This is a genomic window from Pseudomonas sp. IT-P171 (genome assembly GCF_949767765.1).
In the GTDB taxonomy this organism is placed as follows: Bacteria; Pseudomonadota; Gammaproteobacteria; order Pseudomonadales; family Pseudomonadaceae; genus Aquipseudomonas; species Aquipseudomonas fluorescens_B.
Genome location: NZ_CATKQN010000006.1, coordinates 45,057 through 66,651, shown reverse-complemented (window position 1 = coordinate 66,651; position 21,595 = coordinate 45,057). Strand labels below are relative to the sequence as shown.

The following is a 21,595-nucleotide window of genomic DNA, read 5'->3' as shown; positions in this document are numbered from 1 at the left end:
ACTAACTTTTAGGAATATGAATAGAAGGTGTCGTGAGCAACTGTACGCAGGGCAACACTTTGTTTTTGTAGCAATACACCGCCCGAGATCAGTCTGTAGGAGCGAACGGTGCGGTCTGGCTTGCTCGCGAAGAACGATGACTGGGTGCGTCAAAGGCTGACGCCTTCGCGAGCAAGCTTCGCTCCTACAGTGAACGCACAACGTTCAGTGTTTTCGGGGCTCTGCAGCCATGAGCGGTTCCTTTGGCCGGACCTTTAAATAGGGATTCGCACATCCGATTTTCAGCGTGCGCGCCGGTGCCCATCGGGAATTGTTACCCACGCGGTCGAGGATGCAGTAAGTCACTTCCAGCCGCAGGTCTTCGCCGGCTTCGAGAATGATCGCGGGCGGCACCCAGACTTGAATCGGCTCACCCACGTCGCTCGCCTTGAGCCGTGGCAGGTCCATGCGCACATCGCCCCAGCGCACGGTGATTTCATCGTCGGCGGCCATGTTCAGGTACGGCTCTATGGTCAAGGGAACGCCGCGCTTGATCTGGTTCGGGTTGACGCCCTGACGACGGATGGTTTCAGGAATGCCCACCGGCGCCAGGCGCTGGTTTTCGTCACCACACAGCGCAGATGGCTGGCCGCCGGGGCAGTCGAGCTTGACCTGTACACGGGTTGCCGGTGACAGCGCAGGCCCCTGGCCGACCTGCATGAGCCGATAGTGAAGGCGTGAGGAGCCATTGGCGATGAAGCTTTCCGGCACTCGCAGACTGATCGCTTTCCCGACGTCCTGGGTATTCAGCACTCTGGAGGCCACGTAGCAGTTGTCCCAGAACAGCTCGATCAAGTCGCCTTCATCCATGCCGGAGTAAGGCGCGACGTCGATCAGCAGATGAGCTGCCGAGCTGATGTTGATGCCGCTCTTGTGTGATTGCGCCACGATCGGCGCCGCAAGTTCGGGTTTGTTCGAAGTGTTTTTCATGGGTTTCTCCTTGAAGTCTTGCAGCGAAGTCCGTTTCTGAAAGAGCTGAAGTGCCGAGTAATAAACGGATCATTACTTCGTATGAAAACAATGATTGAACCGTCAGTGATTACATCGGCTGGCGACTAGATAAGAGTGCGCATGAATAACTGTCAATAGAATGAGTTAGTTGAGTAATGAATCTGACGTTATTCAGAAGTCTCCTACGCTTTGAGGTTAAGAAGCCGCAGCGTGCTGTCGAACATGACCACTGAATCGGCGGTGTTTGCGCGCCGTATATGCAGATCCCGTGCACACTGAGGGCGAAGCGTCTCGAGGATTTTAGGCGAGGTTTATCGGTAGCAGGACATAGATATGTACCGCACACGATATTGAAGGAAAGATAAATAATTCGAGTTTTCGTAAGGAGGATTATGACCGTGCAATGTTACTTCCATCCGTGGAAGTTAACACTTTGTCATCGCAGCTCAGTTGTGAGAGTTGTTCAGAAACTTGCTGAGAAACTGCTTTGTACGTTCTTCTTTAGGATTGGCAAACAGCGCCTTGGCTTCGCCTTGCTCAACGATCACCCCCTTGTCGAAAAACACCACGCGGTTGGCCACGTCTCGGGCAAAACCCATTTCGTGAGTAACGATGACCATGGTGCGATTCTCTTCAGCCAGGCTGCGAATGGTCGCCAGCACTTCACCCACCAACTCCGGATCGAGCGCTGAGGTGGGTTCATCGAACAGGATCACTTCCGGCTCCATCGCGAGCGCGCGGGCAATCGCCACACGCTGTTGCTGCCCACCGGAGAGTCGTCGCGGGTAAGCATCTTCCTTGCCCGCGAGGCCAACCCTGGCCAACAGCTTTTTACCCAGGGCGACGGCTTCGGCGTGAGGGATCTTCTTCACGATGATCGGGCCTTCGATGACGTTTTCCAGGGCGGTTCGATGGGGAAACAGGTTGAAGTTCTGGAACACGAAGCCGACGTGCTGACGCAGGCGTCGCACCAGGTTCTGCTGCTGGTTCAGCGGGCGGCTGCCATCGATTTCGATGTCGCCGACCTTGATCCGGCCGCTGGTGGGTTCTTCCAGGAAGTTCAGGCAACGCAGGAACGTGGTTTTCCCCGAGCCACTTGGCCCGATGATCGCGACGACCTCGCCTTCCTTCACCTCCAGATCGATGCCGTTGAGCACGACTTGACCCTTGAACTGCTTTGTCAGTTTTTCCACGACAATCATGGGGTCAGGACTCCTGGTCGTGCCGATTGACCCGCTCTTCCAACTTGTTCTGCAGGTGCGAAAGCACCGTGGCCAGAATCCAGTAGATCAGCGCGGCGGCAAGATACATGGTGAAAATTTCGAAGGTCCGGGCGGTAATCAGCTGCGCCTGGCGGAACAGTTCCGGCACCTGGATGGTGGCGGCCAGTGCGGTGTCCTTGACCAGCGAGATGAAGCTGTTGCCCAGCGGTGGCAGGGCCGTGCGCATCGCCTGCGGCAGGATGGCCCGGCGCAGGGTTTGCGCACGGGTCATGCCGATACTCGCGGCGGCTTCCCACTGGCCACGCTCGATAGAACTGATTGCCGAACGCAGGATTTCGCAGGCGTAGGCGGCCATGTTCAGCGAGAAGCCGATCAGGGCCGCCGGCAGTGGATCAAGTTCGATACCCAATTGCGGCAAGCCGTAATAGATCACGAACAGTTGCACCAGCAACGGCGTGCCGCGAAAGAACGACACGTAGATGCGGGCGATCCAGCTCACCAGTTTGAAGCGCGACAGACGCATCAACGCCAGGCCGAAACCCATCACCAGACCGAAGAACATTCCGCCCAGACTGAGGATTACCGTGTAGTACGCACCCTTCAGCAGGAAGGGCGCGGAGTCCAGCGCAAGTTGGAAAGCTTCTTCCATTATTGAGTGACGTCAGCGCTGAAGTATTTTTCCGAAAGCTTTTTCAGCGTACCGTCGGCACGCAGCTTGTCGATGGCCTTGTTCACCGCTGCCAGCAACTCAGGTTCGCCTTTGCGCAGGGCGACACCGGCTTCCTGACGGGAGAACGCTTCGCCGGCGGCGGAGGTGTCCTTGGCTTTCTTGGCGTATTCCAGTGCAGCGAGACGGTCGATCAGGATGGCGTCGATACGGCCGACGCGCAGGTCCTGGAATTTGGTCGGATCATCTTCATAAGTGCGGATGTCTGCCTTGGGCACATTCTCTTTCACCCACTGCTCGTAGTTGGTGCCCAGGCCGACGCCCACTTTCTTGCCGGCCAGATCGGCGGCGGTCTTGATGGTGTCTTTGTTCTTGGTCAGGGTCAGCGCCTGAATCCCGGAAACGGTGTACGGCTCGGAGAAGTCATACTTCTTCTTGCGCTCTTCGGAGATGGTCACCTGGTTGATCACCGCGTCCAGACGCTTGGATTCCAGCGCCGCGAGGATGCCGTCCCATTTGGTCGGTTGCAGTTTGACCTTCACGCCCAGCTCTTTGGCCAGGGCTTCGGAGAACTCGACTTCGAAGCCGGCCAGTTTGCCGTCGGCATCGACGAAACTGAACGGTGGGTAAGTACCTTCCAGACCGACGTTGATCACGCCCGCGTCCTTGATTTTTTGCAGCTGCTCACCGGCAACCGCTTGCCCCAGCAGACCGGCGCTCAGCGCCAGGCCCAGCGAACCCACCAGCAGATTTCGACGTAGTGCGGAAAAATTCATGACAAGCCCCTGTGTTTTCTTATGAAGACGCTTTTAGGAATGTTGGCAAAATCGGGATTTGGACGACTGCAATATCCTGCCCTAAAGAAGCGTATGCGTCTCGCTGCAAATTCGCCTGCGGCGTGACTATATGACGACGCTTTTAGATAGGAAAATAATAAATATTCTGTTTGTTATTCTTTTGTTGCATATACGGTCAGTTCGATCCCCTGTGGCGAGGGAGCTTGCTCCCGCTCGGCATCGAAGCAGTCGAAAAACCCAATCACCGCGATTCGAATGAAACACCGCAGCGCAAATTTTGGGGGCGCTCCTCGCCCCAGCGGGAGCACGCTCCCTCGCCACAAACGCTCTTCAGCCAGTTAGTGAATCCTTGTAGGCAAACAACGCCGGCGCCCCGCCGGTGTGCAGGAAGATGATCGGCCCTTGATCAAAACGCTGACGACCAATCCCGTCGAGCAAACCGGCCATGGCCTTGCCGGTATACACCGGGTCCAGCAGCAAACCTTCCTGGCTCGCCACCAGCTTCACCGCGGACAGCGTCCCGGCATTCGGCTCGCCATAGCGCGGAGCAAAATATTCGTCCCACAGCTCGACCTTGAAACTGTCCGGCAAGCTCACGCCCAACAGCGCCGCGGTACGCTCGGCCAGTCCCTGGACCTTGGGCCGCTGATCTTCATCGCTACGGGATACCGTCACGCCAATCACTGGCAAATCCGGCAATACTTCGCTCAACGCGAGTGCCAGGCCGCTGTGGGTTCCGGCGCTGCCCGAGGCCAATACCACCGCCGCGAAATTCAGACCGGTGTCCTTTATCTGCTCGGCCAGTTCCAGCCCGGCGCGCACATAACCCAAAGCGCCCAACGCGTTCGAGCCACCGATCGGCACCAGATACGGTTTTTTGCCGTTGCTGCGCAGGCGTGCGGCCAAGGCCTCCAGTTGCTCGTCAGCGTTGTCGAGGTTTTCCACCAACTCAACCTTGGTATCGAACAGGTCGAGCAACAGCCGATTGCCGTTGCCGACATAGTCGGTGTCGTCGGTGCCCAGAGGATTCTCCAGCAGTGCTACGCATCCCAGGCCCAGTTTCGCTGCGAGAGCCGCTGTCTGGCGCACGTGGTTGGATTGCAACGCACCTGCTGTGATCAGCGTGTCCGCATCCTGGGCCAGCGCATCGGCGGCCAGGTATTCGAGTTTGCGCAGCTTGTTGCCGCCCATCGCCAGCGGCGTCAGGTCGTCGCGTTTGACGTAGACGTCGCGGCCGAGCCAGGCCGACAGGCGTTCGAGTTTTTCCAGAGGGGTCGGGTGGCCGAGCAGATCGAGGCGGTCAAAGCGGGCGAGCTGTTGTTTGATCATGGGTCCGTACTGGCGGTGATAGATGTCAGGACTATAGGCACGCCTATATGCAGGGGCAACCGGCAAGATTACTTATAGCCAAAAGTGCTGAGCACAGCACAATCGGTTCTTAATTCGGCTTCCAGACCTTGCCGTAAAGTAATCGCCGTCAGCGCGGCCAGACACTCCGGCCGCCCGTGTGGAGTTTTTACCGTGAGCGAGCGTTCCAGCCATTGGCAATTGCAGACCATCGTCAGCCAGTTGCGCACGGCGCGCGACCAGTGGCGTGCGCAAAACGGCCGTGCCAGCGGCGAGCAGGGCGGTCGCGAGTTGCCCTCCCGAGCGGCCATGGCGGAGATTCTTGAAGCGCTGTGCGGGGCGCTGTTCCCGATGCGCCTCGGGCCGGTGGACTTGCGTGAAGAGAGTGAAGACTTCTATGTAGGCCACACGCTGGACGTTGCGCTGAACGCGTTGCTGGGTCAGGCGCGGCTTGAATTGCGTTACGCCGCCCGCCACAGCGCCTCGGCCGACACTGAAGTCGAAGCCAAAACGATCCAGATCATCCAGGACTTCGCCCTGGCGCTGCCGGGGCTGCGCAGCTTGCTGGACACTGACGTGCTGGCGGCCTATCACGGTGACCCGGCGGCTCGTAGCGTCGATGAAGTGTTGCTGTGCTATCCGGGGATTCTGGCGGTGATTCACCATCGCCTCGCGCATCACTTGTACCGCGCCGGACTGCCGTTGCTGGCGCGGATCAGCGCAGAAATCGCTCACTCGGCGACCGGTATCGATATCCACCCGGGCGCGCAAATCGGCCGCAGCTTCTTCATCGATCACGGGACGGGTGTGGTGATCGGCGAGACCGCCATCATTGGCGAGCGCGTGCGGATTTATCAGGCGGTGACCCTGGGCGCTAAACGCTTCCCGGCGGATGAAGACGGCCAGTTGCAGAAGGGCCATCCGCGGCATCCGATTGTCGAGGATGATGTGGTGATCTACGCCGGTGCGACGATTCTGGGGCGGATCACCATCGGCAAGGGCTCGACCATCGGCGGCAACGTCTGGCTGACGCGCAGTGTGCCGGCGGGGTGCAACCTGACGCAGGCGAATCTGCAGCATGATGATGGGGCGCAGAAGTAAGTCTCGACATCTCCAGTGGTCTTGCTGACGCCTTCGCGGGCAAGCCACGCTCCCACAGGTCTTGTGTCGAACCCGGATTTTGCGAACGCCACAAAACCTGTGGGCTTGCCCGCGATTGGTTTCAAGCCGAACCGAGATAATGGCATTTCACTGATTCCCCACTGAACGAATCCCCCAAACCCCACGTCATACCCATCCTTGAGCTAGCGTACACAACAGGTTTTTGTGGCGAGGGAACTTGCTCCCGCTCGGTTGCGAAGCAGCCGCATTCCTGGCGAAAACCGGGGTGCCGCTTCGCGACACAGGGGGAGCAAGCTCCCTCGCCACACCGTACCGCCGAGCCTTGCGATTAGTCCTTAGCACCCTATTCATGTTTAACTTGAACGCTCATTCAAGTTAAACCGCCGGTTTGCTGCCCGCTCACAACAGGAGGCTTGCCCTTGCCGAGTCCGTTATTGATTGCCCGGTTTCACCCCCTTGAGGCGCACCTTTCATGAGTGCACCGTCTACCCCCGCCAGCGGCCAGGTCCGCATGAATCCGCCGGTGTTTTACTTCGCCGCGACCTTCATTCTGCTCTTCGGCCTCGTCGTCATCGCCATGCCTGAACAGGCCGGCGCCTGGCTTCTGCAAGCGCAAAACTGGGCGGCCAACACGGTCGGCTGGTACTACATGCTCGCGATGACCCTGTATCTGGTCTTCGTGGTGGTCACCGCCTTGTCCGGCTACGGCAAGATCAAGCTCGGTGCCGACCACGACGAGCCCGAATTCAGTTACCTGTCCTGGACCGGCATGCTGTTCGCCGCCGGGATCAGCATCACGCTGTTTTTCTTTTGCGTGTCCGAACCGCTGACCCATTTGTCGCAACCGCCCCAAGGCGAGGCCGGCACCGCGGACGCGGCGCGCCAGGCGATGCAGATTCTGTTTCTGCACTGGGGCCTGCACGGCTGGGGCGTGTTTGCCTTCGTCGGCATGGCGCTGGCCTATTTCGCCTACCGCCACAACCTGCCGCTGGCCTTGCGTTCGGCGCTGTATCCGCTGATCGGCAAACGCATCAACGGTCCGATCGGTTACGCGGTGGATGGCTTCGGCATCATCGCCACGGTGTTCGGCCTTGGTGCCGACATGGGCTTCGGGGTGTTGCACCTCAACTCGGGGCTCGACTACCTGTTCGGCGTCGCCCACACCCAGTGGGTTCAGGTCGGCCTGATCACGCTGATGATGGGCGCTGCGATCATCGTCGCGGTGTCCGGCGTCGATAAAGGCGTGCGGGTGATGTCCGACATCAACATGCTGCTGGCCTGTGCGCTGCTGCTGTTCGTGTTGTTCGCCGGCCCGACGCAGCACTTGCTCAACACCCTGATCCAGAACATCGGTGACTACCTCGGCGCGTTGCCGATGAAGAGTTTTGACCTCTACGCCTACGACAAACCCAGCGACTGGCTGGGTGGCTGGACGGTGTTCTACTGGGCCTGGTGGATCGCGTGGTCGCCGTTCGTGGGCTTGTTCATCGCACGGATTTCCCGTGGCCGGACCATCCGCGAATTCGTCTTCGGGGTGCTGTTGATCCCGCTTGGTTTCACCCTGGCGTGGATGTCAATTTTCGGTAACAGCGCCATCGACCAAGTGCTCAACCACGGCATGAGCGCGCTCGGCATGTCGGCCATCGACAACCCGTCGATGACCCTCTACCTGCTGCTGGAAACCTACCCGTGGAGCAAAACCGTGATTGCGGTCACGGTGTTCATCAGCTTCGTGTTCTTCGTCACCTCGGCGGATTCCGGCACCGTGGTGCTGTCGACGCTCTCGGCCAAGGGTGGCAACCCGGATGAAGACGGGCCGAAATGGCTGCGGGTGTTCTGGGGCGCGATGACCGCGCTGGTGACCAGTGCGTTGCTGTTCTCCGGCAGCATCGACGCGCTGAAGTCGGCGGTGGTGCTGACGTCGTTGCCGTTCTCGCTGATCTTGCTGCTGATGATGTGGGGTCTGCACAAGGCGTTTTATCTCGAGTCACAGAAGCAGATCGCCCAATTGCATTCCCTGGCGCCGGTGTCCGGTTCCCGGCGTGGCGGATGGCGTCAGCGTTTGAGCCAGGCGGTGCATTTCCCGTCGCGCGATGAGGTCTATCGCTTCCTCGACACGACGGTGCGCCCGGCGATTGAAGAAGTGACGGCGGTGTTCGTCGAGAAGGGCTTGAACGTGGTCACTCAGCCTGATCCGGCGAACGACAGCGTCAGCCTGGAAATCGGTCACGGCGAGCAGCATCCGTTCATCTATCAGGTGCAGATGCGTGGCTACTTCACGCCGTCCTTCGCCCGTGGCGGCATGGGTTCCAAGGAGCTCAACAATCGTCGTTATTATCGGGCCGAAGTGCATTTGAGCGAGGGCAGTCAGGACTACGATCTGGTGGGCTACACCAAGGAGCAGGTCATCAACGACATCCTCGATCAGTACGAGCGGCACATGCAGTTTTTGCATTTGGTGCGTTGAGGTCAGGTCTCGCTGCTCATCACCATGAACAGCACCAGCGCTGCCACCGGCACACCAAACACCACACTGCCGACCACCAGTTCCGTCGTCACGGGCTGGCCGGCAGTGACCACGCCGATGGCGCCATTGATCATTGTCAGGGCCAGCCACAGGACGATGAAGCTGTAGGTCAGGGTCTGCCGACCGAAGCCGATTTTCTCGCCGATGAACAGCATCAGCGCGAGGAGGACCAGGCCGAAGAAGATGATGATGGTGGTGTGCATGATGTGTTCCTCCTGTCAGGTGGGTGTCGCCTGTGCAGCCGCCCTCGGTCTCCCTGCTCACTTTTGAGCATAGGCGTCGGTGCGCTCTCCGTGCTTAAACCAACCCGCCATTGACCCGCAGGATTTGCCCGTTGACCCAAGCCGCATCCGGCCCGACGAGGAAGGACACAACGCGGGAGATGTCTTCCGGCTGAGCCAGGCGTTCCAGCGGCGGCATCCTGGCGAAGGTTTGAATGTGTTCTTCGCTCTTGCCGTGCAGGAACAGATCGGTCGCCACCGGGCCCGGGGCGACGGCATTGACGGTGATGTGGCGACCGCGCATTTCCTTGGCGAACACCTGAGTCAGGGATTCCACCGCCGCTTTGCTGGCGATGTACACGGCGTAGCCCGGCAGGTTCATGCCGACGGTACTGCTGGAAAAATTGACGATCCGTCCGCCGCTGTTCAGGCGAGTGGCCGCTTCACGCAACGTGTTGAACGTGCCGCGAGCGTGAATGTTGAAGTTCTGGTCGAACAGTTCGTCCGTGTGTTGCGCCAGCGGCACCACTTTGAGTATGCCGGCGTTGTTGATCAACACATCGACTTTGCCCAGCTGCGATTCGGTTTCATCGAACATCCGGCGCACGTCGTCGGCATTGGCCACGTCAGCCTTGATCGCTATGGCTTGATGGCCGGCCTGACGCAACTCCACGACCAGTCCGGAGGCTTCGGCGGCGCTGCTGGCGTAGTTGATGGCGACGGCGAACCCCTCGCTGGCCAGTTGTCTGGCGATGACGGCGCCGATGCCGCGAGAGGCACCGGTCACGATGGCCACTTTCGAAGTTTGAGTAGTCATGGCGGTTAATCCTTTGGGGGTGTTGGTGGGGGGGGTGAAGCCAGATTCACATGTTTACTCAGGCCGATAAATGCACGAGAGTTGCCTTGACTGTTCAATAATCGCCAACAATCGAAGCTCCGGAGCTCAGCGTGGATCAAGTCAAGGCAATGAAGGTTTTCGTGCGGATCTACGAGCGCAGCAGCTTCACCCTGGCCGCCGAAGACCTGAACCTGCCGCGGGCAACCCTGACCCACACGCTGAATCAGTTCGAAGCCTGGCTCGGTACGCGTTTGCTGGAGCGCAGCACACGTAAAGTGCGTCCGACGCTGGACGGCGAGGCTTACTACCTGCGTTGTGTGCAGTTGCTGGCAGAGCTGGAAGAAGCCGAGCTGGCCTTTCGCAGCGTGGCGCCGAAGGGGCGATTGCGCGTGGATTTGCATGGCACCTTGGCCAAGCACTTCGTGATCCCTGCGTTGCCGCAGTTCATGGCCCGTTACCCGGATATCGAACTGTCCATCAGCGAGGCCGACCGCTTTGTCGACCTGATTGCCGAAGGCGTCGACTGCGTACTGCGCGCCGGCACCCTCGGCGACTCGGCGCTGATCGGCAAGCGTGTCGCCAACCTGCGGCAGATCACCTGCGCCAGTCCTGCATATCTGCGCAAATACGGCGAACCGAGAACCCTCGAAGACCTGAAACACCATCGCGCGGTGAACTACGTCTCGCGCACCACGGCCAAGTTGTTTCCATTCGAGTTCATGGTTGATGGCGAGCTGAAGGAAGTGGCCATCGACGGCGCGATTTCAGTATTCGGCGCGGAAATCTATGCCGCGTCGGCCATCGCCGGACTGGGCTTGATCCAGTGCCCGCATTACCGAATGGCAACGCTGATTGCTCAGGGGCTGGTGCAGGAAATCCTCATCGACACCCCTCCGCCGCCGATGCCGGTTTCAGTGCTGTATCCGCACAACCGACACCTGTCGCCACGGGTTCGGGTGTTTGTGGATTGGTTGGGGGAGGTGTTTGCGGGGGCCGTTTGAACGAAGGCTGCGATCCTGGCGATGGTTGTACCGCCGAAGATGAATAATGTGAAACGTTTCAGCATTTCCTCGAGTCGGAGGTTTATCGACGTTTGTCTGGGCGTATGCTGGGCAACTTGCGAAGCAGTCGATGCCAACTTCAAGACAGACAAGAGAGGATTCGATGACCTACACCGCTGCCGAAAACCGCTACGACTCCATTCCTTACCGCCGCGTCGGCCGCAGCGGTCTGGTGCTGCCGGCGTTGTCCCTGGGCCTGTGGCACAACTTCGGCGACAGCACGCCGATCGACACCCAGCGTTCGTTGCTGCGCACGGCGTTCGATCTGGGGATCAACCACTTCGACCTGGCCAACAATTACGGCCCGCCGTACGGCAGCGCCGAGATCAACTTCGGCCGTTTGCTGCGCGAAGACTTCAAGCAGTATCGCGACGAGCTGATCATTTCCAGCAAGGCCGGTTGGGACATGTGGCCCGGTCCTTACGGGCAGGGCGGCGGTTCGCGCAAATACGTGCTGGCCAGTCTTGATCAGAGCCTGCAGCGCCTGGGCCTGGATTATGTGGATATTTTCTATTCCCACCGTTTCGATCCGGATACTCCGCTGGAGGAAACTGCCAGCGCATTGGCTACGGCGGTGCAGCAGGGCAAGGCGCTGTACATCGGCATCTCGTCGTATTCCGGGGTGAAAACCCGTGAGATGGCGGCGCTGTTGAAAGAGTGGAAAGTGCCGTTGCTGATTCACCAGCCGGCCTACAACCTGCTCAATCGCTGGGTAGAAAAGGACCTGCTGGAGGTCACCGACGAACTGGGCACCGGCGTGATTGCGTTCACGCCGTTGGCGCAGGGCCTGTTGACCGACAAATACCTCAATGGCATTCCGAAGGACGCGCGGGTCAATCGTCCGGGCGGTGGTTCTTTGCAGTCCTCGCATCTGTCGGAGGCCAACATCGCCCATGTGCGTGGGCTCAACGAAATCGCCAAGCGTCGCGGCCAGAGCCTCGCGCAACTGGCGCTGGCGTGGACGCTGCGCGATCCGCGGGTGACCTCGGCGCTGATTGGTGCGAGCCGGCCGGAGCAGATCATCGAGAACGTCGGGGCCTTGAAGAATTTGAGCTTCACTGTGGAGGAGTTGGCGGAGATTGACCGGTTTGCCCAGGAGGGCGGGATCAATCTTTGGGAGAAACCTTCGACGGCTGAGTAAGGGTTTGGCGCCAGAATCTTTGGCGCCTTTTAGACCGCTATCGCGAGCAGGCTCGCTCCCACAGTGGTTGGGGGTTGACCACAAAATGTGTGGCCGGCCGATCACTCTGTGGGAGCGAGCCTGCTCGCGATGGGGCCAGTACAGTCAATGGAAAAATCAGGATTTACCTGAAAAACGGCACATCCCCCAACACCGTCGCCCGCTGCATCACTCGCCGCGCCGGTCGGTAATCATCCACCGCGTAATGCTGCGTCACGCGGTTATCCCAGAACGCTACGTCGTCCTTCTGCCAGCGCCAGCGAATGGTGAACTCCGGCCGCGTGGCATGGGCGAACAGAAATTTCAGAATCACCTCGCTCTCGGTTTCCGACAGCTCATTGATCTTCGAGGTGAAGCCTTCATTGACGAACAATGACCGGCGCCCGCTCACCGGGTGTGTGCGGATCACCGGGTGCGACAGCGGCGGATTCCTGCGGCGTGCTTCTTCCCACTGAGCCAGCGCCTCAGGCGTATTGCCATAGCGTTCCAGCGGAAACGAACGGGTGAAATCGTGAGTCGCGGTCAGCCCTTCAAGCAAACTCTTCATCGGCGCTGACAACGCTTCATAAGCCGCAATGCCGCTGGCCCACAACGTGTCGCCACCAAACTCCGGCAGCAATTTCGCGCTGAGCACCGCACCCATCGCCGGGGTCGGGAGGAAGGTCACGTCGGTGTGCCAGATCGCGTTGTCGCGCACGTCGGTGACGGCCGTGTCGAGGATCAGCACTTCCGGTTGTTCCGGTACATTCGGGTAGATCGGATGAATATGCAGGTCGCCGAAATGGGCGGCGAACCGTGCCTGTTGCTGCGGCGTGATCGGCTGGTCGCGGAAGAACAGCACCTGATACTGGAGCAGCGCCTGCTCGATGGCATTGCGCTGTTCCAGGGTCAGCGGCTGACTGATGTCGATGCCGCTGATTTGCGCGCCGAGCGCGTAGCTGAGAGAGACGATTGTCAGGTGGCTCATGGTGGTTCTCTTAATCCGGGGTGCCGAACTGTCGGCGTGTTCAATGACAAGTCTTTAGTGAGCCTGGCCGTGCCACGGCACCAGTTTGCGTTGCAGAGCACGCAGGCCCATCTCCATGGCAAAGGCGATCAGCGCAATCACCAGAATCCCCAGCACCACCACGTCGGTAACCAGAAACTGCGCGGCCGACTGGACCATGAAGCCCAAACCGCTGGTGGCGGCGATCAGCTCGGCGGCGACCAGCGTCGACCAACCCACCCCCAGACCAATACGCACGCCCGTCAAAATGTCCGGCAACGCGCTTGGCAAAATCACATGGCGAATCAACTGCGCCCGGGTCGCGCCCAAAGACTGCGCAGCGCGCAACTTGGCCGGGTCGACGGTGCGCACGCCGGTGGCGGTGGCGATGGCGATCGGGGCGAAAATCGCCAGGTAGATCAGCAAGACTTTCGACAGCTCGCCAATGCCGCACCAGATGACGATCAGCGGCAAATAGGCCAGCGGTGGAATCGGGCGGTAGAACTCGATCAGCGGATCGAGAATGCCCCGCGCGATACGGTTGGCACCGATCGCAATGCCGACCGGCACGGCGGTCAGCACGGCAAAGCCGAGGCCCAGACCGATGCGGCCGAGGCTCGCGCCCAGGTGCTGCCACAACGTTGAATCCATGTAGCCGGTGGTCACCAGCAGCCAGCCCTTTTGCAGCACGGCAGACGGTGGCGGCAGAAACAGCGGCTCGATCATTCCGGTAGCAGTCACGGCCCACCAAAGGGCAACCAGCGCGACCAGGGTCAGCACGCTGATCCAGCGCGTGCTCACACTGCGACGAACAGGAATGACCGTCGAACCCGGTTTCACCGTCACTGCCGGAATTTCATAGCTGCTCATGCGCGCTCCTGCCGCGTGGCGGCGCTGCGTTGGGAGAAGACTTTGGCGAGTACGTGTTCGCGGGTTTCGATAAAGCGCCGGTCGGATTTGATCGCCCGTGCGGATTCGCCAGCGGCATAACGCTGACCAAAATCCAGGCTCAGTCGCTCGACGATTTGCCCGGGGTTTGGCGCCAGCAGAATCAGGTCCGTGGCGAGAAACACCGCTTCTTCGATGTCGTGGGTAATCAGGAAAACGGGTTTGGCTGTGCGCTTCCACACCTGCAACAGCAGCTCCTGCATCTGTTCGCGGGTGAAGGCGTCGAGGGCGCCGAAGGGTTCGTCCATCAGCAGCACGCGAGGATCGGCGGCGAGCGCACGGGCCAGGCCGACACGCTGTTTCTGGCCACCCGATAATTGCCAGATGCGGCGATGTTCGAAACCGGAAAGGTCCACCAGCGCGAGCATTTCCCGAGCGCGGCTTTCACGTTTGTCGCGGGAAACACCCGCCAGTTCCAGACCGAAACCGACGTTGGCCAGCACGTCCTGCCAAGGCAGCAGCGCGTCGTCCTGGAACACCACGCCACGTTCTGCGCTCGGGCCTTTGACCGGCGCACCATCAAGGGTGATGCGCCCGGCGCTGGGTTCGACGAAACCGGCAATCAGGTTCAACAGCGAAGTCTTGCCACTGCCGGAAGGGCCGAGGGCCACCAGCAATTGCTGGGGGCCAAGGCTCAAGGAAATATCCGCCAGCACCGGTTCCGGGCTGCCAGGGTACTGTGCGCTGATGCGCTCCAGCTGTAGCAAAGCCATCGCGATTCACTCCCGATCAGTTGGTGATGAACTTGGCGCTGACGTACGGCGCGTAGTCCGGCAGTACGGCCTCGACTTTGCCTTGTTCCTTGAGGAACACGGCGGTGTCGGTGATGGCTTTGGTGGTCGGCGCACCGAGGGTGATCACCTGATCAGCCGCCAGCGGATAGACGTTGCCTTGCAGCAACAGCGGAATGTCGCTGGCCTTGGCGCCGGACAGCTTCACCAGTTTGTCGACGTTGGACTGATTGGCGAGCCAGGCTTGCGGATCCTTGCGGTAATCGGCGTAGGCGTCGAGGGTGACTTTAGCGAACGCGGTGACGATTTCCGGGTGCTTCTGGGCGAAGTCTTTACGCACGATCCATGCATCGAAAGTCGGTGCGCCGAACTTGGCCAGTTCGCCGGAGGTGATCAGTACTTTGCCGTTTTCCTTGGCTACACCGAGCGCCGGATCCCAAACGTAAGTGGCGTCGATGTCACCGCGTTTCCACGCCGCAATGATCGCCGGCGGCGCGAGGTTGAGCACCGTGACTTTCGACGGGTCAATGTTCCAGTGCTTCAACGCGGCCAGCAGGCTGTAGTGACCGGTGGAAACGAACGGCACGGCAATTTTCTTGCCGATCAGGTCTTGCGGCGTCTTGATCCCGGACCCGTCGCGGGCGACCAAGGCTTCCGCGGCGCCGATTTGCGTGGCAATCAGAAAGGTTTCTACGGGAACTTTACGAGTGATCGCAGCCGTCAGGGGGCTGGAGCCGAGGTAACCGATCTGCACATCAACGGACGCGATGGCGGCGATGATGTCGGCGCCGTTGTCGAATTTGCGCCAGTCGATTTTGGCGTTGGTGGCTTTTTCGTACGCGCCGTCGGCCTGGGCGACTTTCGCCGGGTCTACGGTGGTCTGGTAAGCGACGGTCACGTCAGCCGCCTGGGCAAAGAAACTCGCCGCCGCCAAAGACGCGGCTGCCAGGAGGCGAAGAGGGGAATTCAGTTTCATTGGGAAGCTCCTTTTCAGACGAACCGAGAGTCGGCGTGAAAACGAGACTAAATGATATAAGAATCCGAAAATAAATAACTTTTTCGAATGAGCTTATGAGCGGAAAATTCTAAGAGAGAGTCGTTGTCGACCGCTTTCGTGGCGAGGGAGCTTGCTCCCGCGGGAGGCCGAAGGACTCCCGATCCAGACAATCGCATTCTGGAAGATAAAACAGGGTTGTCTGGTTGTGCGGCTGCTGTGCAGCCAAGCGGGAGCAAGCTCCCTCGCCACAATGATTTGCAGTGACTGAGGGAGCGTGTGCAGGTTAGTTGCTGATTGCCAGAATGCTCGCCTGATACGAACCGACAAACACATCGAAATCGCCGACTTCGTTCTGTTCCAGCTCTACTTGCTCAGCCAGCGAGGTACGTGCACGGTCTTCAAATTTCGCCTGGTCTTCGCCTGAAAGCGGCTCGCTGCGGAAAAATTCCGCGTGGGCCTCGCTCTGACGCAGGGAGAACTGGCTGAAGCTTTCCTTGTGCTCGGCCATCGCCGCCAGCACCTGGGCCGATGGCGTCAGGGACGGGTCCTTGACCTTGGCCAGTTGCGCATCCAGCGCCTTGCTGTGCGCATCGCCGCCATGGCTCTGATCCAGTAACGCGGCCAGTGGTGCAATTTTCTCTAACAGATCGCCAGCCCACTCTTTCAGGTCAACCGGTTGACCGTCGCGCTGCAGTTGCAGGCCCGGACGGCGACCTTCCTTGACCACGCTGAGGAAGTTCGAGGTGGCGTTGCCGCATGAAGTATTGGTCAGCAGTGGGCTGTCGTTCAGCGCGCAATACAGCAGGAACGCATCGAGGAAGCGCGATTCGGTGAGGTCGATGCCCATCGGCAGGAACGGGTTGATGTCCAGGCAACGGACTTCAACGTACTGGATGCCGCGGGCCACCAGCGCCTGGATCGGTCGTTCGCCGGTGTAGGTCACGCGTTTCGGGCGGATGTTGGAGTAGTACTCGTTTTCGATCTGCAGGATGTTGGTGTTGAGCTGAACCCACTCACCGTCCTGATGGGTACCGATTTCAACGTAAGGTGGGTACGGCGTAGCTACCGCTTTGCGCAGGCTGTCGGTGTAGCTGGTCAGATCGTTGTAGCACGGCGTCAGACCGGCCTGGGCGTTGCTCTGGTAACCCAGGTCGCTCATGCGCAGGCTGGTGGCGTACGGCAGGTACAAAGTGTCCGGGTCCAGTTGCTCCAACTGGTGCGAGCGACCGCGCAGGAAACCGGCGTCCAGCGCTGGAGAGGCACCGAACAGGTACATCAGCAGCCAGCTGTAGCGACGGAAGTTGCGGATCAGGGCGATGTAGGCCGACGACTGATAGTCGCGGTCAGTGCCGACAAAGCCTTCGGCTTCTTTGAGCAGCGGCCAGAGTTTTTCCGGCAGGGAAAAGTTGTAGTGAATCCCGGCGATGCACTGCATGGTCTTGCCGTAGCGAAGGGCCAGGCCCTTGCGGTAAACATACTTGAGCTTGCCGATGTTGGACGTGCCGTAATAGGCGATCGGGATATCTTCCTCGGCCGGCAACGGGCACGGCATCGACGGACTCCACAGGTACTCGTTGCCGAGCTTGCTGTAGGCAAAACGGTGAATCTTGTCCAGGCTCGCCAGGGTGTCGGCCGGGTCGGGCAGGGCGGGGGTGATGAACTCCAGCAGTGACTCGGAATAGTCAGTGGTGATTTGTTCGTTGGTCAGCGCGGAACCCAATTCTTCCGGGTGCGGCGTTTGCGCCAGGCGACCTTCGCCGGTCACGCGCAGGCATTCACGTTCGATGCCGTGAAGGCACTGTTCGAGCAGAGAGAGGTTAGCGCGCTCGCCGAGCAGAGCCAGGCGGCGGTTGAGAAGTTCGCTCAAGTTGGATTCCTTCACGCGTCAGTCGCCCCAATATGGGGGTGGGCAAGACGGTCTACAAGGGTGAAGTTGAAACTGGCGTTTTCGCCTGGTTTTTGAGCCGCTCAGGCCATATGCCGGTCAGTCAGTAACCGCACAATCCCTGTGGGAGCGAGTCTGCTCGCGATGAGGGAGTGTCAGGCAACATTTTTGTCGGCTGACACACCCTCATCGCGAGCAGGCTCGCTCCCACAGGATTCGTTGCGCTGAAATTAACTCAAAATGATGGCAATCATCTACAGGACAGCGAACGTGCCTTGTGCTTTTGCGACGAGTTTGTCGCCCTGCATCACGTCGGCTTCGACCACCAGCGTGCGGCGACCCGGATGAATCACCCGCGCCGTGCACATCACCTCACCGTCTGCGACGGCGCGGATGTAGTTGATCTTGCACTCGATGGTCGCGCTCTGCTGGTCAAAGCCGTGGGTGCTGGAACAGGCCAGCCCCATGGCAATGTCCACCAGGCTGAACAGGGCCCCGCCGTGCAGCTTGCCGCCGCGATTGCGCAGTTCTGGTTCCAGCGCCAGGGCGACTTGCGCCACCCCGGCCTCCAGACTGTGCAAGCGACATCCCAGCAACTTGAAAAAAGCGCTTTCGGTCAGCCCGGCCGGAATGTCCATCAGCGTTTCTTCAATTGCTTGGCGTTGGCGAACAGCGAAGCCATGGCGTTGTTGGCCGGGGCCGCCGCCGTGGTTTCCTTGCGTGGTGCAGTGTTCTGGGACTGGCGCGGTGCCGACCCCGGACGCGCACCACGGGCGCCGTCGATTTTCTCGCCCGGAGTGTCGCTCATGCGCATCGACAGGCCTACGCGTTTGCGCGGGATATCGACTTCCATGACCTTCACTTTCACCACGTCACCGGCCTTCACCGCTTCGCGCGGATCCTTGATGAACTTCTCCGAAAGCGCGGAGATGTGCACCAAACCGTCCTGATGCACGCCGATGTCGACGAACGCGCCGAAGTTGGTCACGTTGGTCACGACGCCTTCGAGGATCATGCCCAACTGCAGGTCCTTGAGGTCTTCGACGCCTTCCTGGAACTCGGCGGTCTTGAACTCGGGACGCGGGTCACGGCCCGGTTTTTCCAGTTCTTGCAGGATGTCGGTAACCGTTGGCAGACCAAAGGTTTCGTCGGTGTACTTCTTCGGGTCGAGACGCTTGAGGAAGCTCGCATCACCAATCAGCGAGCGGATATCGCGGTCGGTTTCAGCGGCAATACGCTGCACCAGCGGATAGGCTTCCGGGTGAACGGCGGACGAATCCAGCGGGTTGTCGCCGTTCATCACGCGTAGGAAGCCGGCTGCCTGTTCGAACGTTTTCTCGCCCAGACGCGCGACTTTCTTCAACGCTGCCCGGGTTTTGAACGCGCCGTGCTCGTCGCGGTGGCTGACGATGTTCTGCGCCAAAGTGGCGTTGAGGCCGGAAATACGGGCCAGCAGCGCCACGGAAGCGGTGTTCACGTCCACGCCCACGGCGTTCACGCAGTCTTCGACTACCGCGTCCAGGCCGCGCGCCAGTTTCAGCTGCGACACGTCGTGCTGGTACTGGCCGACGCCGATGGATTTCGGATCGATCTTCACCAGCTCGGCCAGTGGATCCTGCAAGCGACGAGCGATGGATACCGCGCCACGGATCGACACGTCGAGGTCCGGGAATTCCTTGGAGGCCAGTTCCGACGCCGAGTAAACCGATGCGCCGGCCTCGGACACCATGACTTTGGTCATTTTCATGGCCGGGTATTTTTTGATCAGTTCAGCGGCCAGCTTGTCGGTCTCGCGGCTGGCGGTGCCGTTGCCGATGGCAATCAGGTCCACCGAGTGCTTGGCGCACAGGGCTGCAAGTATCGCGAGGGTCTGGTCCCATTTGTTGTGTGGCACGTGCGGGTAAACCGTGGCGTGATCCAGCAGCTTGCCGGTGGCATCGACCACGGCGACCTTGCAACCGGTGCGCAGGCCCGGGTCGAGGCCCAGCGTGGCTCGCGGGCCGGCCGGAGCCGACAGCAGCAGGTCGTGCAGGTTGTGCGCGAACACGTTGATCGCTTCGGTTTCCGCACCGTCGCGCAGTTCGCCCAACAGGTCGGTTTCCAAGTGGGTGTAGAGCTTGACCTTCCAGGTCCAGCGCACCACTTCACCCAGCCATTTGTCGGCAGGGCGGTTCTGGTTCTGGATGCCGAACTGCTGGCCGATCATGCCTTCGCACGGGTGCATGGTGCCCGGCAGTTCGTCGCCGACTTTCAGCGCGGAGCTGAGAATGCCTTCGTTGCGGCCACGGAAAATCGCCAGCGCGCGGTGCGACGGCATGCTTTTCAGCGGTTCATCATGTTCGAAATAATCGCGGAACTTGGCACCTTCCTCTTCCTTGCCGGCAATCACGCGGGCACTGAGGGTGGCTTCCTGCTTGAGGTAGCTGCGCAGCTTGTCCAGCAAACCGGCGTCTTCGGCGAAGCGTTCCATCAGGATGTATTTGGCGCCTTCGAGGGCAGCCTTCACATCGGCGACGCCTTTTTCGGCATCAACGAAGCGCGCAGCTTCGGTGTCTGGCGTCAGGGTCGGGTCGTTGAACAGGCCGTCGGCCAGCTCGCCGAGGCCGGCTTCCAGGGCGATCTGGCCCTTGGTGCGGCGCTTCTGCTTGTACGGCAGGTACAAGTCTTCGAGGCGGGTCTTGGTGTCGGCGAGCTTGATGTCGCGTTCAAGTTGCGGGGTCAGCTTGCCTTGCTCCTGGATGCTGGCAAGGATGCTGATGCGCCGTTCGTCGAGTTCTCGCAGGTAGCGCAGACGCTCTTCCAGATGACGCAACTGGATGTCATCGAGGCTGCCGGTCACTTCTTTCCGGTAACGGGCGATGAAGGGAACGGTAGAGCCTTCATCGAGTAGCGCGACGGCCGCTTCGACCTGTTGTGGGCGTACGCCGAGTTCCTCGGCGATGCGGCTGTTGATGCTGTCCATAAAACCACCTGACAAATTGTGAAAGCAGGCTCGCGGGCGCATGAATAAAGGCTCGGCGAGTCTGGTTGAGCGGCCTGGCCTGCGCCGCTACCTGAATCAACAGGCATCCCGTTGACCCGTGAAATCGAACAAATACTGCCAGCGCCTTGAAAATAAAAAGCGGCTGCCGCAGTAATGATCAGACGTTGCCTGACACAAAAGGCCGCGCATTATAACCAGCGTTCTGTCATTCGGGGGCATCACAGGCTGTAGGCACAATGCCCGGATTCCTGGCGGTGAAGGAAAAATCTGCTAACAATGCACACGGTGCGTATAACGGCAGCTACGCCATAATGCGCGCCGAGATCAAAGGAGCATCCAATGAGCAGCACTGCAAACATTGCTGAAGGCGAAAAAATTCTTATCGTTGACGACGATCCGGGGCTCAGCAGCCTGCTGGAACGCTTTTTCGTCAGCAAGGGCTATCGCGCCCGCGCCGTACCGAACACTGAGCAAATGGACCGCCTGCTGGCGCGTGAAGTGTTCAACCTGGTCGTCCTCGACCTGATGCTGCCCGGCGAAGACGGTCTGACCGCCTGCCGCCGCCTGCGCACGGCGAACAATCAGATTCCGATCATCATGCTCACCGCCAAGGGCGACGAGCTGAGCCGCATCAAGGGCCTGGAGCTGGGCGCCGACGATTACCTGGCCAAGCCGTTCAACCCGGACGAGCTGATGGCGCGCGTCAAAGCCGTCCTGCGTCGTCAGTCCGCTCCGGTGCCGGGCGCTCCGGGCAGCGAAGACGAAAGCGTGACCTTCGGTGACTATGAACTGTCGCTGGCCACTCGCGAACTGAAACGCGGTGACGAAGTGCACATGCTCACCACCGGTGAGTTTGCGGTGCTCAAGGCGTTGGTCATGAACGCGCGTCAGCCTCTGACTCGCGACAAACTGATGAACCTGGCCCGAGGCCGCGAGTGGGATGCCCTGGAGCGTTCCATCGACGTGCAGATATCCCGTCTGCGTCGGATGATCGAACCCGATCCATCCAAGCCGCGTTACATCCAGACCGTCTGGGGCGTGGGCTACGTGTTCGTTCCGGATGGCGCCGCCACCAAGTGATCGGCGATTTGTA

19 protein-coding genes are annotated in these 21,595 nt (G+C 60.1%); 5 read left to right on the top strand and 14 right to left on the bottom strand.

Features of this window, described 5'->3' with window-relative positions; translation table 11 throughout:
• Positions 1-204: 204 nt before the first annotated feature.
• From ACM6I5_RS05280 to ACM6I5_RS05260, 5 genes are all read right to left on the bottom strand, one after another.
• The gene (locus tag ACM6I5_RS05280; RefSeq protein ID WP_017335893.1) at positions 205-969 is read right to left on the bottom strand and encodes a hypothetical protein; all 765 of its coding nucleotides are present in this window, start codon (positions 967-969) and stop codon (positions 205-207) included.
• 467 nt (positions 970-1,436) lie between these two features.
• Positions 1,437-2,192 (bottom strand): L-cystine ABC transporter ATP-binding protein TcyN, encoded by a 756-nt coding sequence (tcyN, locus tag ACM6I5_RS05275; protein ID WP_017335894.1) that lies wholly within the window; start codon positions 2,190-2,192, stop codon positions 1,437-1,439.
• Positions 2,193-2,196: 4 nt separating this feature from the next.
• Positions 2,197-2,862, bottom strand: coding sequence for a cystine ABC transporter permease (tcyL, locus tag ACM6I5_RS05270; protein ID WP_414879883.1), 666 nt, complete (start codon positions 2,860-2,862; stop codon positions 2,197-2,199).
• A complete protein-coding gene (gene tcyJ, locus ACM6I5_RS05265; protein WP_017335896.1) occupies positions 2,862-3,656 on the bottom strand; it encodes a cystine ABC transporter substrate-binding protein in 795 nt (264 codons plus the stop codon). The genes tcyL and tcyJ overlap by 1 nt, the downstream gene beginning before the upstream one ends.
• A gap of 351 nt (positions 3,657-4,007) precedes the next feature.
• Positions 4,008-5,006, bottom strand: coding sequence for a D-cysteine desulfhydrase (locus ACM6I5_RS05260; RefSeq protein WP_414883318.1), 999 nt, complete (start codon positions 5,004-5,006; stop codon positions 4,008-4,010).
• A 192-nt stretch (positions 5,007-5,198) separates the two neighbouring features.
• Between ACM6I5_RS05260 and epsC the strand changes: the two genes are divergently transcribed.
• Together epsC and betT are read left to right on the top strand one after the other, a co-directional pair.
• Positions 5,199-6,125, top strand: coding sequence for a serine O-acetyltransferase EpsC (epsC, locus tag ACM6I5_RS05255; RefSeq protein ID WP_017335898.1), 927 nt, complete (start codon positions 5,199-5,201; stop codon positions 6,123-6,125).
• Between the two features lie 532 nt (positions 6,126-6,657).
• Positions 6,658-8,613, top strand: coding sequence for a choline transporter BetT (betT, locus tag ACM6I5_RS05250; protein WP_414883372.1), 1,956 nt, complete (start codon positions 6,658-6,660; stop codon positions 8,611-8,613).
• Between the two features lie 2 nt (positions 8,614-8,615).
• On the opposite strand, the gene ACM6I5_RS05245 is transcribed toward betT, so the two are convergent.
• Both ACM6I5_RS05245 and ACM6I5_RS05240 read right to left on the bottom strand, forming a co-directional pair.
• Positions 8,616-8,876 (bottom strand): hypothetical protein, encoded by a 261-nt coding sequence (locus tag ACM6I5_RS05245; protein ID WP_017335900.1) that lies wholly within the window; start codon positions 8,874-8,876, stop codon positions 8,616-8,618.
• A 94-nt stretch (positions 8,877-8,970) separates the two neighbouring features.
• A complete protein-coding gene (locus ACM6I5_RS05240; RefSeq protein ID WP_414883317.1) occupies positions 8,971-9,711 on the bottom strand; it encodes an SDR family oxidoreductase in 741 nt (246 codons plus the stop codon).
• Between the two features lie 131 nt (positions 9,712-9,842).
• On the opposite strand from ACM6I5_RS05240, the gene ACM6I5_RS05235 reads away from it, so the two are divergent.
• Both ACM6I5_RS05235 and mgrA read left to right on the top strand, forming a co-directional pair.
• Entirely contained in the window at positions 9,843-10,733 is an 891-nt protein-coding gene (locus ACM6I5_RS05235) for a LysR family transcriptional regulator (protein WP_017335902.1), read from the top strand.
• 163 nt (positions 10,734-10,896) lie between these two features.
• Complete coding sequence (mgrA, locus tag ACM6I5_RS05230) at positions 10,897-11,934, top strand: L-glyceraldehyde 3-phosphate reductase (RefSeq protein ID WP_017335903.1); 1,038 nt, start codon at positions 10,897-10,899, stop codon at positions 11,932-11,934.
• Between the two features lie 163 nt (positions 11,935-12,097).
• On the opposite strand, the gene tauD is transcribed toward mgrA, so the two are convergent.
• The 7 genes from tauD to ACM6I5_RS05195 all read right to left on the bottom strand — a co-directional run bounded on the left by tauD (position 12,098) and on the right by ACM6I5_RS05195 (position 20,481).
• Entirely contained in the window at positions 12,098-12,940 is an 843-nt protein-coding gene (gene tauD / locus ACM6I5_RS05225; protein ID WP_414883316.1) for a taurine dioxygenase, read from the bottom strand.
• Positions 12,941-12,994: 54 nt separating this feature from the next.
• The gene (gene tauC, locus ACM6I5_RS05220; protein WP_414883315.1) at positions 12,995-13,828 is read right to left on the bottom strand and encodes a taurine ABC transporter permease TauC; all 834 of its coding nucleotides are present in this window, start codon (positions 13,826-13,828) and stop codon (positions 12,995-12,997) included.
• On the bottom strand, positions 13,825-14,619 hold the full coding sequence (gene tauB, locus ACM6I5_RS05215) for a taurine ABC transporter ATP-binding subunit (RefSeq protein ID WP_414879888.1): 795 nt from the start codon (positions 14,617-14,619) through the stop codon (positions 13,825-13,827). Before tauB ends, tauC begins: the two co-directional genes overlap by 4 nt.
• 16 nt (positions 14,620-14,635) lie before the next feature.
• Positions 14,636-15,613, bottom strand: a complete 978-nt coding sequence (gene tauA / locus ACM6I5_RS05210; protein ID WP_414883314.1) for a taurine ABC transporter substrate-binding protein — start codon at positions 15,611-15,613, stop codon at positions 14,636-14,638.
• A gap of 304 nt (positions 15,614-15,917) precedes the next feature.
• On the bottom strand, positions 15,918-17,501 hold the full coding sequence (gene gshA / locus ACM6I5_RS05205; protein ID WP_031318224.1) for a glutamate--cysteine ligase: 1,584 nt from the start codon (positions 17,499-17,501) through the stop codon (positions 15,918-15,920).
• 272 nt (positions 17,502-17,773) lie between these two features.
• Positions 17,774-18,157 carry a PaaI family thioesterase gene (locus tag ACM6I5_RS05200; RefSeq protein WP_017335909.1) on the bottom strand — a complete coding sequence of 128 codons (384 nt, stop codon included), beginning with the start codon at positions 18,155-18,157 and terminating at the stop codon, positions 17,774-17,776.
• A complete protein-coding gene (locus ACM6I5_RS05195; RefSeq protein WP_414883313.1) occupies positions 18,157-20,481 on the bottom strand; it encodes a Tex family protein in 2,325 nt (774 codons plus the stop codon). The genes ACM6I5_RS05200 and ACM6I5_RS05195 overlap by 1 nt, the downstream gene beginning before the upstream one ends.
• A gap of 360 nt (positions 20,482-20,841) precedes the next feature.
• Here ACM6I5_RS05195 and ompR point away from each other — a divergent pair, with 360 nt between their 5' ends.
• Positions 20,842-21,582, top strand: coding sequence for a two-component system response regulator OmpR (ompR, locus tag ACM6I5_RS05190; protein WP_008149284.1), 741 nt, complete (start codon positions 20,842-20,844; stop codon positions 21,580-21,582).
• Positions 21,583-21,595: the final 13 nt, after the last annotated feature.

Coding starts and splice junctions, on each gene's coding strand:
- ACM6I5_RS05280 (WP_017335893.1), bottom strand. CDS start 969: ATGAAAAACACTTCGAACAAACCCGAACTTGCGGCGCCGATCGTGGCG.
- tcyN (WP_017335894.1), bottom strand. CDS start 2,192: ATGATTGTCGTGGAAAAACTGACAAAGCAGTTCAAGGGTCAAGTCGTG.
- tcyL (WP_414879883.1), bottom strand. CDS start 2,862: ATGGAAGAAGCTTTCCAACTTGCGCTGGACTCCGCGCCCTTCCTGCTG.
- tcyJ (WP_017335896.1), bottom strand. CDS start 3,656: ATGAATTTTTCCGCACTACGTCGAAATCTGCTGGTGGGTTCGCTGGGC.
- ACM6I5_RS05260 (WP_414883318.1), bottom strand. CDS start 5,006: ATGATCAAACAACAGCTCGCCCGCTTTGACCGCCTCGATCTGCTCGGC.
- betT (WP_414883372.1), top strand. CDS start 6,658: ATGAATCCGCCGGTGTTTTACTTCGCCGCGACCTTCATTCTGCTCTTC.
- ACM6I5_RS05245 (WP_017335900.1), bottom strand. CDS start 8,876: ATGCACACCACCATCATCATCTTCTTCGGCCTGGTCCTCCTCGCGCTG.
- ACM6I5_RS05240 (WP_414883317.1), bottom strand. CDS start 9,711: ATGACTACTCAAACTTCGAAAGTGGCCATCGTGACCGGTGCCTCTCGC.
- mgrA (WP_017335903.1), top strand. CDS start 10,897: ATGACCTACACCGCTGCCGAAAACCGCTACGACTCCATTCCTTACCGC.
- tauD (WP_414883316.1), bottom strand. CDS start 12,940: ATGAGCCACCTGACAATCGTCTCTCTCAGCTACGCGCTCGGCGCGCAA.
- tauC (WP_414883315.1), bottom strand. CDS start 13,828: ATGAGCAGCTATGAAATTCCGGCAGTGACGGTGAAACCGGGTTCGACG.
- tauB (WP_414879888.1), bottom strand. CDS start 14,619: ATGGCTTTGCTACAGCTGGAGCGCATCAGCGCACAGTACCCTGGCAGC.
- tauA (WP_414883314.1), bottom strand. CDS start 15,613: ATGAAACTGAATTCCCCTCTTCGCCTCCTGGCAGCCGCGTCTTTGGCG.
- ACM6I5_RS05200 (WP_017335909.1), bottom strand. CDS start 18,157: ATGGACATTCCGGCCGGGCTGACCGAAAGCGCTTTTTTCAAGTTGCTG.
- ACM6I5_RS05195 (WP_414883313.1), bottom strand. CDS start 20,481: ATGGACAGCATCAACAGCCGCATCGCCGAGGAACTCGGCGTACGCCCA.
- ompR (WP_008149284.1), top strand. CDS start 20,842: ATGAGCAGCACTGCAAACATTGCTGAAGGCGAAAAAATTCTTATCGTT.